This window comes from Bradyrhizobium sp. Crot121, assembly GCF_059512385.1.
In genome coordinates, this window is the sequence record NZ_JCAMOR010000084.1 from 13,094 (window position 1) to 29,988 (window position 16,895).

The 16,895-nt window shown below is 64.9% G+C and carries 16 protein-coding genes; 11 read left to right on the forward strand and 5 right to left on the reverse strand.

Annotated features, from left to right (window positions below):
• The first annotated feature begins 225 nt into the window (after nucleotides 1–225).
• The 10 genes from folE (at nucleotide 226) to AC5ZGW_RS38965 (ending at nucleotide 9,210) form a co-directional block, all read left to right on the forward strand.
• Nucleotides 226–921: a GTP cyclohydrolase I FolE gene (gene folE / locus AC5ZGW_RS38920; protein WP_130228210.1), complete on the forward strand. Its 696-nt coding sequence runs from the start codon at nucleotides 226–228 to the stop codon at nucleotides 919–921.
• Nucleotides 922–949: 28 nt separating this feature from the next.
• The gene (gene hisI, locus AC5ZGW_RS38925) at nucleotides 950–1,372 is read left to right on the forward strand and encodes a phosphoribosyl-AMP cyclohydrolase (RefSeq protein WP_130228211.1); all 423 of its coding nucleotides are present in this window, start codon (nucleotides 950–952) and stop codon (nucleotides 1,370–1,372) included.
• Between the two features lie 212 nt (nucleotides 1,373–1,584).
• Nucleotides 1,585–2,196, forward strand: coding sequence for a c-type cytochrome (locus tag AC5ZGW_RS38930; protein ID WP_130228221.1), 612 nt, complete (start codon nucleotides 1,585–1,587; stop codon nucleotides 2,194–2,196).
• A gap of 13 nt (nucleotides 2,197–2,209) precedes the next feature.
• Nucleotides 2,210–3,466 (forward strand): c-type cytochrome, encoded by a 1,257-nt coding sequence (locus AC5ZGW_RS38935; protein WP_165435403.1) that lies wholly within the window; start codon nucleotides 2,210–2,212, stop codon nucleotides 3,464–3,466.
• A 26-nt stretch (nucleotides 3,467–3,492) separates the two neighbouring features.
• The gene (locus AC5ZGW_RS38940; protein WP_028163266.1) at nucleotides 3,493–3,666 is read left to right on the forward strand and encodes a hypothetical protein; all 174 of its coding nucleotides are present in this window, start codon (nucleotides 3,493–3,495) and stop codon (nucleotides 3,664–3,666) included.
• Between the two features lie 2 nt (nucleotides 3,667–3,668).
• Entirely contained in the window at nucleotides 3,669–4,247 is a 579-nt protein-coding gene (locus tag AC5ZGW_RS38945; protein ID WP_130228212.1) for a cupredoxin domain-containing protein, read from the forward strand.
• Nucleotides 4,237–5,862, forward strand: coding sequence for a b(o/a)3-type cytochrome-c oxidase subunit 1 (locus AC5ZGW_RS38950; protein WP_130228213.1), 1,626 nt, complete (start codon nucleotides 4,237–4,239; stop codon nucleotides 5,860–5,862). The genes AC5ZGW_RS38945 and AC5ZGW_RS38950 overlap by 11 nt, the downstream gene beginning before the upstream one ends.
• The gene (locus AC5ZGW_RS38955; RefSeq protein ID WP_130228214.1) at nucleotides 5,859–6,650 is read left to right on the forward strand and encodes a c-type cytochrome; all 792 of its coding nucleotides are present in this window, start codon (nucleotides 5,859–5,861) and stop codon (nucleotides 6,648–6,650) included. Before AC5ZGW_RS38950 ends, AC5ZGW_RS38955 begins: the two co-directional genes overlap by 4 nt.
• 121 nt (nucleotides 6,651–6,771) lie before the next feature.
• Nucleotides 6,772–7,758: a transglycosylase SLT domain-containing protein gene (locus tag AC5ZGW_RS38960; protein WP_130228215.1), complete on the forward strand. Its 987-nt coding sequence runs from the start codon at nucleotides 6,772–6,774 to the stop codon at nucleotides 7,756–7,758.
• A 276-nt stretch (nucleotides 7,759–8,034) separates the two neighbouring features.
• Nucleotides 8,035–9,210, forward strand: coding sequence for a DUF2336 domain-containing protein (locus AC5ZGW_RS38965; RefSeq protein ID WP_130228216.1), 1,176 nt, complete (start codon nucleotides 8,035–8,037; stop codon nucleotides 9,208–9,210).
• 242 nt (nucleotides 9,211–9,452) lie between these two features.
• Here the strand turns inward: AC5ZGW_RS38965 and AC5ZGW_RS38970 are convergent, their stop codons facing one another.
• The 5 genes from AC5ZGW_RS38970 to AC5ZGW_RS38990 all read right to left on the reverse strand — a co-directional run bounded on the left by AC5ZGW_RS38970 (nucleotide 9,453) and on the right by AC5ZGW_RS38990 (nucleotide 14,824).
• Nucleotides 9,453–10,034, reverse strand: a complete 582-nt coding sequence (locus tag AC5ZGW_RS38970) for an Hpt domain-containing protein (protein WP_130228217.1) — start codon at nucleotides 10,032–10,034, stop codon at nucleotides 9,453–9,455.
• A 17-nt stretch (nucleotides 10,035–10,051) separates the two neighbouring features.
• Nucleotides 10,052–10,597, reverse strand: a complete 546-nt coding sequence (locus AC5ZGW_RS38975; RefSeq protein WP_130228218.1) for a response regulator — start codon at nucleotides 10,595–10,597, stop codon at nucleotides 10,052–10,054.
• An 82-nt stretch (nucleotides 10,598–10,679) separates the two neighbouring features.
• Entirely contained in the window at nucleotides 10,680–11,459 is a 780-nt protein-coding gene (locus AC5ZGW_RS38980; protein ID WP_028163273.1) for an NAD kinase, read from the reverse strand.
• Nucleotides 11,460–11,718: 259 nt separating this feature from the next.
• The gene (locus tag AC5ZGW_RS38985) at nucleotides 11,719–13,884 is read right to left on the reverse strand and encodes an adenylate/guanylate cyclase domain-containing protein (protein WP_130228219.1); all 2,166 of its coding nucleotides are present in this window, start codon (nucleotides 13,882–13,884) and stop codon (nucleotides 11,719–11,721) included.
• 271 nt (nucleotides 13,885–14,155) lie between these two features.
• The gene (locus tag AC5ZGW_RS38990; RefSeq protein ID WP_028163275.1) at nucleotides 14,156–14,824 is read right to left on the reverse strand and encodes a hypothetical protein; all 669 of its coding nucleotides are present in this window, start codon (nucleotides 14,822–14,824) and stop codon (nucleotides 14,156–14,158) included.
• A gap of 358 nt (nucleotides 14,825–15,182) precedes the next feature.
• On the opposite strand from AC5ZGW_RS38990, the gene AC5ZGW_RS38995 reads away from it, so the two are divergent.
• Nucleotides 15,183–16,772 (forward strand): S10 family peptidase, encoded by a 1,590-nt coding sequence (locus tag AC5ZGW_RS38995; protein WP_245474911.1) that lies wholly within the window; start codon nucleotides 15,183–15,185, stop codon nucleotides 16,770–16,772.
• Nucleotides 16,773–16,895 lie beyond the last annotated feature (123 nt).

Below are 16,895 nucleotides of genomic sequence, written 5' to 3' on the forward strand. Positions count from 1 at the left end.
GAGGGGTAAGGCACCCTTGGCGGCTGGGTTCTATGGTCCTATATATGAACCGTATCGGCCGAAATACAGTCCGGCATGCCATCGGCGCGGGCCAGTTCAGAAGCCAATGCTATGCTGCCGGTGTTAGGATGAAGGGACTCCAGGCGTCCGGCGGCACCAGGCCGCGCCGTCTGCCCGGTGACACACCCGGTCCGAGAAGGGACCGGTCGAACGGAGAGACGTCGAATGGACGCTGCAATCAAATCGATCCGCCCTGCCAAGAGCAACGAGCCCAAAAAGATCGAAACCCGGCCGGCCGAGCTCGATCCGTCCGAATTCCTTGCCGCCGCCGTCCGTGCCGACCAGCCGCGCCCGTCGCGTGCTGAAGCCGAGCAGGCGGTTCTGACGCTGCTGAGCTATATCGGCGAGGATCCGGATCGCGAGGGGCTGCTCGACACCCCACGCCGCGTCGTCGAGGCTTTTGACGAGCTTTACCAGGGCTATCACCAGTGCCCGGCCGAGGTGCTCGACCGCACCTTTGGCGAGACCGCCGGCTATGACGATTTCGTGCTGGTCCGCGACATCGAGTTCACCTCGCAGTGCGAGCACCACATGATGCCGTTCTACGGCAAGGCACATATTGCCTATACGCCGGTCGAGCGGGTGGTGGGCCTGTCCAAGCTCGCCCGGCTCACCGACATCTTTGCCCGCCGGCTGCAGACGCAGGAGCATCTCACCGCCCAGATCGCGGCTGCGATCGACGAGGTCCTCAAGCCCCGCGGCGTTGCCGTCCTGATCGAGGCGGAGCATACCTGCATGTCGGTGCGCGGGGTCGCCAAACATGGCGCGTCGACCTTCACCAGCCGCTTCACCGGCATGTTCCGCGACAATCCGGCGGAGCAGCAGCGTTTCCTGTCCCTGGTGCGAGGACCGACCCGGTAGCCTCGCACAACATTGCGAGGCTTATCCCGTGTCAGCACATGATCACGACCGCGAGGAAGGGGTGGCATTCCAGCCCAAATTCGACGCGTCAGGTCTCGTGACCTGTGTCGCGACCGACGCCGCCAATGGCGACGTGCTGATGGTCGCGCATATGAACGACGAAGCGCTGCGCAAGACCATTGCGACCGGCGAAGCTTGGTATTTCAGCCGCTCGCGCAATGCGCTGTGGCGCAAGGGCGAAAGCTCCGGCCACACCCAGCGCGTGATCGAGATGCGTATGGATTGTGACCAGGACGCTGTATGGATTCGCGTCGAGCAGATCGGTGCGGCCTGCCACACCGGCCGCCGTTCGTGCTTCTATCGCGCCGTCAAGGGTGAAGATGGCGACACACGATTGTCATTCATCGACGCCGAACGCTTGGTCGATCCACACAAAGTCTATCGCAAATAGACTCAATAATTCTCATCGTTGCGCACATGGCGCGATGCAGCGCGCGAGCTGCGTTGCCACCGTCAAAATGATGTGCAAAAATTCCCACTCGTCGTCGAGATGGGGTTACAACGGTGGCGCGTCGTTTTTCTCTACTCCGATTGTGTCTTGTCTTTTTCGCGCTGCCATTCCTTCCCGCGCAGGCGCAGACGCCGGAGCGGGCGCCCGACACCATGGCGGCCCGCGTGCTGGCCTGCGCGTCCTGCCATGGCGCGCAAGGCGAGGGGACGAGCGACGTCTATTTCCCGCGTCTTGCCGGTAAGCCCGCAGGCTATCTTTATAATCAGCTCGTCGCGTTCAGGGACGGCCGGCGCAAATATCCGCCGATGAACTATCTGCTGGAATTCCTGCCCGACGACTACCTGAAGAAGATGGCCGACTATTTCGCATCGCTGCGGCCGCCATTTCCGGAGCCTGCGATCCCGACCGTCAGTGACGCTATACTCGCGCGCGGCGAATCGATCGTGAAGAACGGCGATGCGCAGCGCGGCATTCCGCCATGCGCAAGCTGCCACGGCCCGAGCTTCGGCGGCATGGAGCCCGCGATTCCCGGCCTGCTCGGCTTGCGCGCAAGCTATATCAGCGCCCAGCTCGGCGGCTGGCGCTACGGCACGCGCACCGCGGCGGCCCCGGATTGCATGCAGATCGTCGCAAGCCTTCTCACCGAGGACGACGTCAAGGCCGTCGCCGCCTATCTCTCATCGCGTCCGGCGCCGGCAGATCCGTCGTTCGCGCCGCAAGGCAGCCTGCCGATGCCGCTTGCATGCGGCAGCGAGCCGCGTTGAAGGGAGCTCGCCGATGCAACGCCTCTCAACCAAGCTGATCCTCCTTCTGGCGCTGTGCTTCGCCGGCATGACGGCGGCAAGTGCGCAGCAGAACCCGCCGGCGAACGCCGAGCTGCTCAAGCGGGGCGAATATCTCGCCCGCGCCGGCGACTGCATCGCCTGCCACACCGCGCGCGAAGGCAAGACCTTTGCCGGCGGGCTGCCGATGAAGACGCCGTTCGGCACGCTCTACACCTCCAACATCACGCCCGATCCGCAGACCGGCATCGGCACCTGGACCTCGGACCAGTTCTACCGGATGATGCATGATGGCCGCTTCCCGGACGGCGGTCTCGTCTATCCCGCGATGCCGTTCGGCTCCTATACCAAGGTGACGCGCGAGGACTCCGATGCGATCTACGCCTATTTGCGTTCGGTCCCGCCGGTGAAACAGGTCAACAAGCCGCACGAATTGACCTTTCCCTTCAACAATCGCTCTCTGATCATCGGCTGGCGCACGCTGTTCTTCAACGAAGGCGAGTTCAAGCCCGATCCGACCAAGTCGGCGGAATGGAACAGGGGCGCCTATCTTGTCGAAGGTCTCGGCCATTGCGGCATGTGCCACACCGCGATCAACGCGCTCGGCGGCAGCTCGGAATCGCAGGCGTTCGAGGGCGGCCTGATTCCGATGCAGTACTGGTACGCGCCGTCGCTTACCTCGAACAAGGAAGCGGGGCTGGGCGAGTGGAGCATCCAGGAAATCGTCGACTATCTGCGCACCGGCGTCTCTGCGCGCGGCGCGGTCTACGGGCCGATGGCGGAAGTCGTCTACAACAGCCTGCAATATCTCAACGACGAGGACATCCGCGCGATGGCGGTCTACCTGAAGGGCCTCGCGCAGGGCACCTCGCCGGACAAGCCGCCGCCGGCGCTGCCAACTGCCGAGAGCAGCCTTCTGCTCTCGCTCGGCAAGCAGATCTATGACCGCGATTGCGCAAGCTGCCACGGCGCGACCGGGCTCGGCATGCCGCCGCATTATCCGCCGCTCGCCGGCAACCAGTCGATCCAGATGGCCTCGGCGGTGAATGCCATCCGCATGGTGCTCAATGGCGGCTATCCGCCGGGCACCGCGGGCAACCCGATGCCCTATGGCATGCCGCCCTTCGCGCAGCGCCTCTCCGACGATGAGGTCGCCGCCGTCGTCACTTACATCAGGACATCCTGGGGCAATCGCGGTGCGCCGGTATCGGCGCGGCAGGCCAACGAATTGCGCACGGCTACGCTGAAGTAGAGCATGATCTGGAGAAGGGGTGCGCCATGACGGATTCATCCTCGCAAGGGCGGGCGCAGCATTCCGATGACGAGGCGGTCGACGCGATCGTGCGCGCAGGTCCCGGCGGTGCGATTGCGGTGGCGGGCATCGCGACCGCGATCGTCGTCGCTTTATGGTTTGCCTTCTATCTCTTCGTCTTCCTGCCGCGGAGCGCCTGATCGTGACCAGCGAGACCGATCATAGTCACGGCGCGCATGGCCTCGGCGAGGCGGTTGCCGCGCGCATCGAGCGGCGCTGGGCAACGTTGTCGATCGTGATCGTCGGCGTGCTCGTCGGCTTGGCCGCCTTCTTCGGCATCTATCATACGACGATGCCGCAGGGCCGCGTCGAGACCGCCGATCCGACGACCTTGCATCTTTCCGGCGAATTCGTCGAAAGCAACCTGGGCAGCGCGCTGGAGGCCGACGGCTCCGTCACGGTGCGCGCGATCGGGCAGCAATATTCATTCACCCCGCAATGCCTCGTGGTACCGGCGGAAACGCCGATCACCGTTCGCGCCACCAGCGCCGACGTCGTGCACGGCTTCCTGATCGAGGGCACCAACATCAACATCATGCTGGTGCCGGGCTATGTTTCGGATCTGCCGATCAGCTTCAAGACGCCGGGCGAACACATGATGCCGTGCCAGGAATTCTGCGGCATCGGCCATCACGGCATGTGGGGCAAGGTCAAGGTGGTCGACCAGGCTACGTTCCGCAACATGGCGGCGAGCAAACGGAGGCTCACCTGTGTTGATTAACAAGCGGCTGATCCTGGCGCATTTCTGGCTCGCCTTCATCGTCTTCGGCGCGGCGCTGGTGCTCGGCGCCTGGCAGATGTTCGTGCGCAGCCCGCTGAACGCCTGGCACTTCAATCCGGAATTCTATTATCGCTCGGTCACCGCGCACGGCACGGTGATGGGCTATGTGTTCCCGACCCTGATCGCGATGGGCTTTGGCTACGCCATCAGCGAAGCGGCGCTGGAGCGGCCGCTGATCGGGCGGCGCTGGGCCTGGGCCGGCATCGCGCTGGTCGCGATCGGCAGCGTGATGGCGATGATCCCGGTCTCGCTCGGACTGGCCTCTGTGCTCTACACCTTCTATCCGCCGATGATCGGCAATCCCTTCTATTACATCGGCGTGGTCCTGGTCGTGGTCGGCTCATGGATCTGGGTCGCGCTGATGTCGATCAATCTCGCGGTCTGGAAGCGCGACAACCGCGACAAGCCGGTGCCGCTCGCGATGTTCGCCAATGTCGCCGGCTCCTATCTCTGGGCCTGGACCGCGGTCGGCGCCGCGGTGGAGCTCATTTTCCAGATCATTCCGACCGCGCTTGGGCTCACCACCACCATCGATGCCGGACTGGCGCGCGTATTCTTTTCCTGGACATTGCACGCCATCGTCTATTTCTGGCTGATCCCGACCTACATCGCATATTACACCATCTTCCCGCGCGCGATCGGCGGCCGGCTCTACAGCGACGCGATGGGGCGGGTTGCCTTCATCATGTTCGTCGTGGTCGCGATGCCGATCGGCGTGCATCATTTGTTTGCCGATCCGCAGGTCGGCGCCGGCTTCAAGTTCATGCAATCGGTGTTCACCGGTCTCGTCGCGCTGCCGACGCTGCTCACGGTATTCACGATCTGCGCGTCTGCGGAGATCGCGAGCCGGCTGCGCGGGGGCAGGGGCGCGTTCGGCTGGATCGGCGCGCTGCCGTGGAAGAATCCGATCATGCTCGCGACCGCGCTATCGCTCGTGATGCTTGGCTTCGGCGGCGCCGGCGGGCTCATCAACATGAGCTATCAGCTCAACACCAGCATCCACAACACGCAATGGATCACCGGCCACTTCCATCTGATCTTCGGCGGCGCCATCGTCATCATGTATTTCACGATCGCCTATGACCTGTGGCCGCATTTGACCGGCCGCACGCTGGACAGTTACGGGATGATGCGCACCCAGCTCTGGCTGTGGTTCATCGGCATGATCGTCACAACGTTCCCGTGGCACTATGTCGGCATCCTCGGCATGCCCCGTCGCATGGCGTTCTATGACTACGCCAATCCCGCGATCGCGCCGCAGGCCCTCTCGGTGACGATGTCGGCGTTCGGAGGATTGATCCTGCTGACGTCAGGTATCCTGTTCCTGATCGTGCTGATCCGCGGCCAGGTTGCGCCGAGGGGCGAGGCGGGCGCCTATCGCTTTGCCATCCCCTTGCACATGCCTGTGCGCATTCCGGTTGCGCTCAACAGTTTTGGATTGTGGCTGGCGCTCATGATCGGGCTGACGGTCGTCAATTACGGCTATCCGATCGGCCAACTGATGGCCGTGAAGAATACCAGCGTGCCTGCCGTTTATGTCGGAGCTAGCAGATGAGCGAGGAGGAGCTCTATTCGCCGCGCAATCCCTGGTTCAGCATCAGCGTCGGCGTCACCGCCGCCATCGCGGTGCTGTCCGCGGTCGTGGGATTGATCTGGCTGCCGCTGCTGCAGCCCAATCTGAAGCTTGCCGGCATCTGGGATGCGATCTGCAGCGCAGCCGGCGTGCCGAACCTGCCGAGGCCCGCCGCGGCGGTCCCGCCTGCGTTCAAGACGTCGAATGTCGTGGTCACTCCGGAAATGCTGACACGGCAGGATCAGGTGTCGATCGGCCGTGGCGCGACGCTCGCGCAGCGCTGCGCGATCTGCCATGGGCCGCAGGGCGTCAGCGACGCGAACTCGCCGAACCTCGCCGGGCAGTACGCCGCGGTGACGTACAAGGAGTTGAACGACTTCAAGACCGGGGCGCGGGTCAACGTCGTCATGAGCCCGTTCGCGGCCAATATGACCGACCAGGACATGCGCGACGTCGCGCTCTATTACGCCTATCTGCCGCGTGTGCCTTCCAGTCAGGTCAATCCGAACCTGCCGCCGCCTGCGATCGTGGTGACGGGCGCGCCGATGCGCAACATCCCGCCCTGCGGCTCCTGCCACGGCGAAATCGACATCAAGGCCGGCAGCCCCTGGCTCGGCGGCCAGTCCGCCGTCTATATCAAGTCGCAGTTGCAGGCCTTCGCATCGGGCACCCGCCGCAACGACATCAGCGAGCAGATGCGCAATATCGCCCGCCAGATGACCGCGGAAGAGATCGATCAGGTCGCGCGGTATTACGAGGCGCAGCCGTAAGGCTCCACCTCCTTAACTTCCCATTAACCATAACTGCCGCAGGGTATTGAAGGGAGCTGCGCCGATTACCGGCGTTCATGAAGCCCACGCGAGCGTTTCGCGAGGAGCGGGGCATCAATCGATGGCGATCGATACATTCAACGCCGGGACGGCGGCAGGTGTCGACCCGACGCGCGCGAAGATCGCGGGTTCGATCAAGCAGGCGGCGTCCACCACCGGCACCAGCTTTCAATACCTGCTCACGACCGCCAAGATGGAATCCAACTTCAACCCGCGGGCTTCCGCGTCGACCTCATCCGCGCGCGGGCTGTTTCAGTTCATCGACCAGACCTGGCTCGGCACGGTGAAGGAGGCGGGGGATAAGCTCGGCTACGGCAAATATGCCGATGCCATCACGAAGAATTCTGACGGCAGCTATTCGGTCAGCGATCCGCAGGCGCGGGCCGCGATCATGCGATTGCGCGACGACCCGGATGCCGCGTCGGCAATGGCCGGCGTGCTGACGCAGTCCAACAGCTTCAAGCTCACCGGCAGCATCGGCCGTCGCCCGACCGATGCCGAGCTCTACATGGCGCATTTCATGGGCGTCGGCGGCGCAGCGAAACTGATCTCGAGTGCCGAGGGCAATCCGAACGCCAGTGCCGCGCAGATGTTCCCGAAGGCGGCCGCCGCCAACAGTTCGATCTTCTACGACGGTTCGGGACGCGCCCGCAGCGTGTCGGAAGTCTATTCGGTGCTGAACGCGCGCTATGCCGGCGCTGCCAATTCCAGCGCGACCCGCACTGCTTTTGCCGCGGCCGGCGGCGAGATCGCGAGCGCTGCGCCCGCGCCGGCGATCGACAACGCCGCCTACCTCTCAAGCTTCCCGGATTCCCGCGCGGTGTCGCCGGTGGCCGGCTCGCAAGCGGCATCCGCTCCGGGCGATCCGATGTTCCGCTCGCTGTTCCAGGCCGGCGACCGCGCCGAGCCGATCTCGCCGACTGTGCAGGAGCTATGGGGTCGCTCGTCACAGGTCGCGACCACCTCGTTCTCCGGCCAGACTCCCGAAGTGCGACCGCCTGGCCGCCTCGACCTCTTCAGCGACCGCAACGGCACGTTCTCGGGCTGACGCTCCGCACAGGTGGTTGCCCCTCATGGTGAGGGGCGCGGCACGCGCGTCTCGAACCATGAGGCCCCGATCTCGCCCGCGGCCCATCCTTCGAGACGCCTGCCGTGCAGGCTCCTCAGGATGAGGTCGGTGTACTTGGAGGCAGGCGCTCATCATTAACGAAACGTCAATAAAGCCAAAGAGTTATGGTGAACGCTTTGTTAAGCGTCATGGTTTATCTTTGGTTACGTTGGCACTGCATCACCGTGTCGTCTCGTTGCGTAAGCCGGAAGGACCATGATCGTTCGGCAGTTCATCAATTGGATCAGGACCGCTCCGGCAGGGGAGCGGGCCGAGGCCACCCGGGCATTGGCGCGCGCCTGGTTGATTTCAGACCTATCAGAGGACGACCGCATCGCCGCCGAGGGCGCGCTGCTGATGCTGCTCGACGATCCCTCGCCGCTGGTGCGGCAGGCGATGGCCGAGGTGTTTGCGCGCAGCGCCGAGGCGCCGGCCGCCATCGTGCAGGCGCTCGCGGTCGACCAGCCCGCAATCGCGTTGCCGGTGCTGGAACATTCGCCACTCCTGATCGATGCCGATCTCGTCGACATTGTCGCGACCGGCGACAACGAGATGCAATGCGCGATCGCGCGGCGGATCAATCTGCCTGCATCCGTCGGTGCGGCGATCGCCGAAGTCGGCTGTGCCGCCGCGGCGCTCGAATTGATCGAGAACGCGAATGCGGAACTCGCACCGTTCTCATGGGACCGTATCGTCGAACGGCACGGCCATCTTGCCGCGATCCGGGAGGCGATGCTGGTGCTGGAAGGCCTGCCGGCCGCGACCCGCATGGCGCTGGTGGCAAAGCTGTCGGAGACGCTGGCGCAATTCGTGGTCGCCCGCAACTGGCTCCCCGCCGATCGGGCTGATCGTATCGCCAGCGAAGCGCGCGAGCGCTCGACCGTTCACATCGCCGCGCGCTCGCGCGGCGAGGAGATGCGCGGCCTCGTCGCGCATCTGCGCGCGACCTGCCAACTGACCGCCGGTCTGATCCTGCGTGCGCTGCTCTCGGGCAATATCGAGCTGTTCCGCGCAGCCCTCGCCGAACTCTCCGACCTGCCGGAGGCGCGCATCGCCGCGCTGTTGCATGACCGCGGCGCCGCGAGTCTCGACGCGCTATTGATCCGCGCCGGCCTGCCGGAATCTACCTTTGCCGCCTTCCGTGCCGCGCTCGAGGCAAGCCACGAAGCCGGCTATGTCGACAGCATCGACGGCGCGGTCAGGCTGCGCCGACGGATGGTCGAGCGCGTGCTGACCCATTGCGAGACCGATCGGCAGGCCGCCGAACCGCTGTTGATCCTGCTCCGCCGCTTCGCCACCGAATCCGCGCGCGAGGAAGCACGCGTCTTCTGCGAAGAGCTGGTCGCGGAAGAAGCGCTCGCACCGCTCGAGCACGATTTGATCGCGGCGTAGGAAAAACCGCCGCCGCAACACACGTCGTTATTCCGTGGCGATGCGACAGCATCGAACCCGGAATCCATTTCGCCGCCTGCGCATGCAGCCCAATGGATTCCGGGCCTGCGCCTGGCGGCGCATCCCGGAATGACGGGGGATAGCGATAGCCGCGTAGGGTGGGCAAAGGAGGGCAGCGACGTGCCCACCATTCCGCTCACGATGGTGGGCACGCTGCGCTTTGCCCACCTACGCAGGCTCCATTACTCCGCTGGTGCGATGCTCGGCGCGAGGATGGCTTCGAGATGCTCGGGGCGGTCGCGGTTGACCTTGAGCAGGAATTCATCGGCGATGCCGCGGAGCTGCCTGCTGAGCGCGCTTGCCATCACGGCGGTGTCGAGCTTGGTGCGCTCGCGCACGATCGCCTGGATCGCGTTGATGTGGTGGGTGATCAGCTCCGCCGGCACCTGGTCGAGATCGGGGGCGTGCTCGATGATGCGGCACAGGCTTTCGGCGGCGGCGCCGGCGGAGGGAAAGCCGAAGGTCGCGGCGTCGCCCTTGATGTCATGAGCGGCGCGGAACAGCTCTTCGCGCGTTTCGTGCGAGAAGCCGTGGCGCAGCACAGTGGCGTGCGCGGCCGACAGCCGGTCGGCCTCGATCGTCATCCACTGCTTGAATTCGCCGGAGAGATCCGCAAGCGCCTGCTCGGCGCGCGCAACGGGGTCGTCATGATCGATGTCGGGGGGGATGCGGCGCAAGACTCCGCGCAGCGGATTGGGTTGCGTGATCACATGATGCGTGGCGAAGGTCTTGATCTCGACCGCGCCCGGTTTCTCTTTCGCCATGATGATCTCCTCGCCGCCTAGATCGCGGAACGCGCCTTATCGAGCAGCGACGGCTGTTGCATCACTTCCATCTCGCCGCCGACGCGGCGCTCGGGCCCGATATAGGTGTTGCTGGTGTTGCGGCGGCGGTCCGGGCCGAAATAGGTCTTGGTCTTGATGAAGGGGCGGGGGTTGGCAACGACATTGAGGATGCGCTGGTAAAGTCCCTTGGCCGAGATCGGCTTGGCCAGGAATTCGGTGACGCCGGCATCGCGCGCCACCGTGACGCGGCGCTTCTCCGAATGCGCGGTCAGCATGATGATCGGCGCGTAGGGATTGGCGTTGGATTCCGGCTGCCGGATCATCTGTGCGAGTTCGAGCCCGTCGAAAATCGGCATCGACCAGTCGGTGATGACGATGTCCGGGACGTAGTGGGTGTACATTTCGAGCGCGGTGGCGCCGTCTTCCGCCTCGTAGACTTCGCGCGCGCCGAACGAATGCAACAGCGTCCGCAGGATGCGGCGCATGTGCGGATTGTCATCGCAGATCAGAAACCGCAGCTTGTTGAAATCGATGCGATACATGTCCCGCCCGGCCCAAACGGCATTACCCGACGTTAACCATATCGCTGTGGCGGTTAAGGAAAGGTTGCGAGGAGGGGGAGGATCAGTACCCGAACTGCTCGCGCAGAATGCGCTCTTCCAGGCTGTGGCCGGGATCGAACAGCATGCGTATCGAGATGGTCTTGTCGGTCAAGACCTCGACGCGGCTGACGTCGCGCACTTCGTCATGGTCGGCGACCGCCGCCACGGGGCGCTTTGTGCCTTCGAGCACCTCGATCACGACGAACGCCGAATTCGGCAACAGCGCGCCGCGCCAGCGCCGCGGGCGGAAGGCGCTGATCGGGGTCAGCGCGAGCAGGGCGGCGTTGATCGGGATGATCGGGCCCTGCACCGAGAGGTTATAGGCGGTCGAGCCGGCGGGGGTGGCGACCAGGATGCCGTCGGCGATCAGTTCAGGCATCCGCTCGTGCTCGTCGATCAGGATACGCAGGCGCGCGGCCTGATAGGTCTGGCGGAACAGCGCGACCTCGTTGATGGCGTGATGCAGATGCACTGCGCCGTGAATGTCGGTGGCGCGCATCAGCAGGGGGCTGATCAAAGATTCGCGCGAGGCCGCCAGCCGTTCGCGCAGATTGTGGGTCGCGTACTCGTTCATCAGGAAGCCGACGGTGCCCCGATGCATGCCGTAGATCGGTTTCCCCGAACGCATGTTGGCGTGCAGCGTCTGCAGCATCAAGCCGTCGCCGCCGAGTGCGACCACGACGTCGGCGTCCGCCGCGTCGCAATTGCCGTAGAGCGCCGTCAGTTGCGCCAGCGCCGCCTGCGCCTCGGTGCCGCTGCTGGCAACGAAGGCGATCTTCTCGTATCGCTCGGGACTGGTCATGGCACGACAAGCTCGGCTCTGGTTGCGCGCCGTTCCGCGCCGCGCCCGTCTATACAGCTTGGCCGCGCTTGTCGAGATCAGAAGACCGGCATTTCGGGGTCACAAAACGGCTCGGGCGGCCGCTCGGCAGGGCCGCCCGACACAATTCCGCAATGATCGGGCCTCGTAGCCCGGGTGGAGCGCAGGGCAACCCGGGACTTCTGCATCCGCGTTTACCAGGGGTCCCGGGCTACGCTTCGCTCCACCCGGGCTATGTGCCTCACTTCTCCTGCAGCGTGCGGATCGGCTCCCAGTCCCCGCCCGGCGGCTGCGCGGCCATCTGCTCGGCGCGCTCGCGAAACAATGCGGCCGGCTTGTCGGTCGCGGCCGAGCGGCCGAAAGCCTCCGTGGCGAGGTGGAATTCGCCGGCGCGCCAATGCGCGAGTCCTTCGCCGTAAGTCTTGATCAGCGCCTGCTGCGCTTCCGACAGCGCGTCCGCCCGCGCCACCAGCTCGTAGATCTTCAGCGCTTGATTCCGTCCTTTGACGCGGACTTCGTCGAGCTCGCGCCAGGCAAAGCCGCTGCCTGCGAGCGCCACCGTCGCGTCCGAGGCGATGATGGTGGTGCCGTAGAACTTGTTGGCGCCTTCGAGGCGCGAGGCGAGGTTCACCGCATCGCTCATCACGGAATAATTGAAGCGCCGCCGCGACCCGAAATTGCCGACCAGCGCCTCGCCGGAATTGATGCCGATGCGCTGCGCGAGCGGATGGTCGCGGAAGGCCGGCGAGGTGGCGTTGAGCTCTGCAAGTCGTGTGCAGCAGTCGAGCGCCGCGCGCGCCGCGTTCGCAGCATGGTCAGGATCGTCGGCGGGCGCGCCGAATACCGCGACGATGGAATCGCCGATATATTTGTCGACATAGCCACCATTGGCCTCGATGACATCGGTCATATCAGAAAGATATTCGTTCATCAGCGACATCAGCCGGTCCGGCGGCATGTTTTCCGCGATCGCGGAGAAGCCCGCGAGGTCGGAGAAGAACACGGTGACCTCGCGCGCCTCGCCGCCGAGCTCGGGCAATTTCTTCGACGACAGCATGCCGTTGATGACGTGTGGGGCGAGATAGAGCGCAAAGCTCTTCTGCAACAGCCGGCGGTCGCGATCGGTGACGGCGAAGCGAAGGCCGACCATAGCCGCGAGCGCAGCCGTGCCTGCCGCGAAAGGCTCGACCAGCGGAAGCGCCAGTGCGTGGGTGAAGGCGAACGTGGCGCCGACGAGCCCGAGCGCGCTCGCCGCTGCGCAGCAGAGGACGGCGGTGAATGGCCTGAATAGGCGCGCCGCCGTTGCGGCCAGCGCGGCAAACAAGAAGGCGATCAGGAACGTCGGCAGGAGGCCGGGCTCGCGCGCCGCGTTGCGGGTGATCAGGTTGTTGACGGCGGTGGCGTGGATATAGACGCCCGCGATGGTGCTGCGCGCGACGCCCGGAACGGCCGGCGGACTGGCGTCGGGCGCGCAGCGCGGGAGAGGGCGCCTCCCGTCGCCTGCGGTGGCAAATCGTTTGGATGTCGCCTGGCGGTCTTCGATGTCGAGCACGGTGCCGATCAGGACGATCTTGCCGTCGAACCAACGCCGGAAATAATCCTTCCCGCCCTTGGCCGCGCAGGCGCGCAGGTCGGCGAAGGAAAAGGTCGGGATGTCGTCCGCGCCGCCGGCAAAGTTCAGCGTCATCGTGTTCGGCACCGGGCTCGGAATCCGGTAACCGGCGAGCGTCACGTTGCCACTGGCGTCGCTGTCGGCCGTCGCACCAAGCGCACGCGATGCCAGTTCGAGCGCCATGCCGGAAACCCTTGCGTCGCCGACGGCAAAGGTCAACGGCACCCGCCGCACCGTGTCGTCGCTGTCGGTGTGGACATTGAGCGGACGGATGTTCTGCTGCTGGCGGACGGCAACGCGCTGTCCGGGGGAGGGGAGGATCGGCTGATCCCCGCGCAGCATCTCGCCGAGCACGACCTTGCCGGATGTCGAGGCGGAGGCGAGGGCGCGCAGGAAGTCGCGATCGAAGCCGCGCACCTTTTCGCCCAGCACGCCGTCGCCGAACGGAATTTGCGACAGCTCGATCGAGGTCGGGATCACCAGGTCGAAGCCGACGACCTTGGCACCGCCATCGATGATCGCGCCGAGCACGCGGCCGATCTCGCCGGTCCAGGTCAGCGTGGGCGATCCCTTGAACGGCGCCGCGCGATAGCTTTCCTCGTCGATCGCGACGACAACTGTGGGGGAAGCGGTGGGGTCGGGTGCGCTCTGGAATATCCTCCAGCGCAGCGCGGTCAGGATGTCGAGCGAGAGGCCGCGGATCGGCTCGAGTGCGGGCGAGATAGAAATGGCGGCGCAGACGAGCGCGATCGCGGCGATCGTGATCACCTCGCGCGCGGTGCGCCCGATGCTCAAGGTCGCTGATCCTGGCCGGCGCGGGAAGATTTTCTCTCGAACAGTGAGGCGTGTTCGACTTCACCTCGGCCCGCGTGCGGGGAGAGGTCGAAATTCAAGCGCAGCTTGAATTTCGGGTGAGGGGGAATCTCCGCGAACACGTCTGTCACCGTGTCCGCGGAGAGAGCCCCTCACCCCAACCCTCACAGAGCGAGCTTCGCTCGTCTCGGCTCCGTAAGAACGGGGAGAGGGAGAAGCGCCAGCAGTGGCCCCAAGGCAGTTTCATCACGAGCTAATTCATCCGCAGCAGGCGGCCGACGATCGGCGTGGGGCCGGGCTTGGCTTGCGGGTCGACGCGGAAGACGATCTGCGACGACTTGAAGGTGGCGGCGTAGAGGCCGCCCGGGACCAATGCACCGTTCTCGCGGGCGAAATCGAAGAACCTGCCCTTGAGCTGGGTGCCGCCGAGATCAACCTGCTGACGCTCACCGGGGATGTCCAGGCGCTTCACGATCAGCGTGCCGCGTCCTCTTGCCTCCACGAATGGCGAAGCGCCGTAGAGGGTGAGCTGCGGCTGCGGCAACGAGGTCTTATTCGCATCGACGCTGCGCAACACGGTGGCGGCGACCGCGCTGGTCGCCTGCGTCGTGGCGTGCGTCTGGTTGGAATCGCAATCGGTTTTTTCGGCCTTGAGGTCAGCGAGATGCACGACGCTCTCCTCGGTGCCGACGATCACCGTGCCGATCCCGGAGATCGCTTCGCGCCGGCAAGAGGTCATATAGCTCAGCACGATCGAACCACCGTCCCCGATCTTGATTACGGTCTTGGGGGCTACATAATCCATGAACTCGGCGCCAGTGACCTTGCCTTGCACGTCCTCGACGACGGCCACCGGTGACTCGGCCGCCGCCGGCGAAGCCAGCGCAAGCAGGCCGACACAAATGGCAATCGCTCGTTTCATTTCGGGAACCCCCTCGAAGATACAATTTCGTTAGTCGCGGTGGCGCCGTTTTGGTTCTGTGGATCGAATGGTTGGGTTGGCAACCTTGTGGATGTGACGGATATCACTCAATTGTCGCCGCGGACAACCTGATCGGCGCGTATTGTCGCAGGCCTGTCGCATTCATCGCGGTGCAAACCGGCTGGCGCGATTGTGATTTCCACACAATTCCTCCCGTTGTGTAGCTGCATCCCCGATGGACGCCGCAATTCGCGTCGTAGCCCGGGTGGAGCGCCAGCGTAACCCGGGGGCGCTCTCAATGTTGACGCAGATGTCCCGGGCTTCGCTTGGCTGCACCCGGGCTACGAAGGAACTGGACATGGCAAGCTGGGTCGGAACACAGCGCAACGCGCGCACGCGCATGATGGTCGCGCTGCTCGCATTTTCAGTCGTGAGCGGCGCGTGGGCGCAGGACGCGGGCGACACCCCCAAACCGTCATCACAGTCAGATTCGCCGACGACGCAGGCACCGGCGGGTCGTAAGGGCGGTGCAGACCGCAGTGCGGCAGCCAATCCACCGTCGGCGTCCGAGCAGCACCGCTTGCCGCCTGACTCCACGACCAAGCAGACGCTGGCGCTCCCCGGACGTAGCTTGGAGTTCACGGCCACCGCCGGCTCGATCCGCCTGTTCGACCAGAAGGGCGAGCCGCAGGCCGATATTGCCTATACCTCCTATCAGCTCGACGGCACCGATCGGACGAATCGCCCGGTCACCTTCCTGTTCAACGGCGGGCCGGGCGCATCGTCGGCCTGGCTGCAGCTCGGCAGCGCCGGACCGTGGCGGATTGCGCTGGGCGGCGAGGGGGCGGTGTCGTCGGCGTCGCCCGAACTGGTGCCGAATGCGGAAACCTGGCTCGACTTCACCGACCTCGTCTTCATCGATCCCGTCGGCACCGGCTATAGTCGTTTTGTCGCGACCGGGGACGACGTGCGCAAGCGCTTCTTCTCCGTCGACGGCGATGTCAACGCGATCGCGCTGGTGATCCGCCGCTGGCTCGAGAAGCACGAGCGGCTGCTGTCGCCGAAATACGTCGTGGGCGAAAGCTATGGCGGCATCCGCGGACCGAAGATCGTGCATAACCTGCAGACCGAGCAGGGCGTCGGCGTGAAGGGATTAATCCTGCTCTCGCCGCTGCTCGATTTCCGTGAATTCCAGGGCACGAGTCTGCTGCAATATGTCGCGAGCCTTCCGAGCATGGCGGCGGTCGCGCGGCAGAGGAAGGGCCCGGTGACGCGCAGCGACGTCGCCGATGTCGAACAATACGCGCGCGGCGATTTCCTAGTCGACCTTGTCAAGGGGCAGGCCGACAGCGAGGCCACGACACGGCTCGCCAACAGGGTGGCGGCCCTGACCGATATCGATCCGGCGGTAAGCCGTCGCCTCGCGGGGCGTTTCGATATCTCCGAATTCCGCAGGGAATTCGATCGCCGCAACGGCAAAGTGACCGGCCGCTACGACGGGTCAGTCGAAGGCTTCGATCCCAATCCGGATTCGAGCGTATCCCGCTTCGGCGATCCGTCCGGCGATCCGCTGATTGCGCCGCTGACGAGCGCAGTTGTCGACCTCACCAGGGGCAGGCTGAACTGGCAGCCGGACGGATCCTATCATCTTCTCAACGGCAGCGTCGCCGGCTCCTGGGATTTCGGCCGCGGGACAAACCCGGCCGAGTCGGTCTCACAGCTCCGGCAGATTCTCGCGCTCGATCCGAAGCTGAAGCTCCTGGTCGGCCACGGCCTGTTCGATCTCGCGACTCCTTACTTCGGCTCGGCGATGGCGCTCGACCAACTGCCGGCCTTTGCGAGGCCGGACCGTGTCAAACTCGTCGTCTATCCCGGCGGCCACATGTTCTATTCCCGCGACACCTCACGCCAGGCGTTCAGAGGCGAGGTCGAAGCGGTGATGAAGTAGGCAAGAGCGATTGACGTTCTTCGCCTACGTATTCAAACAGCGTGCTCTCTAGGTCGCGTGGACAGTTATGTTAGCCAGAGCAGAGTTGCGGCGATAGCGACGACAGCGAAGTAATTTCGTGCG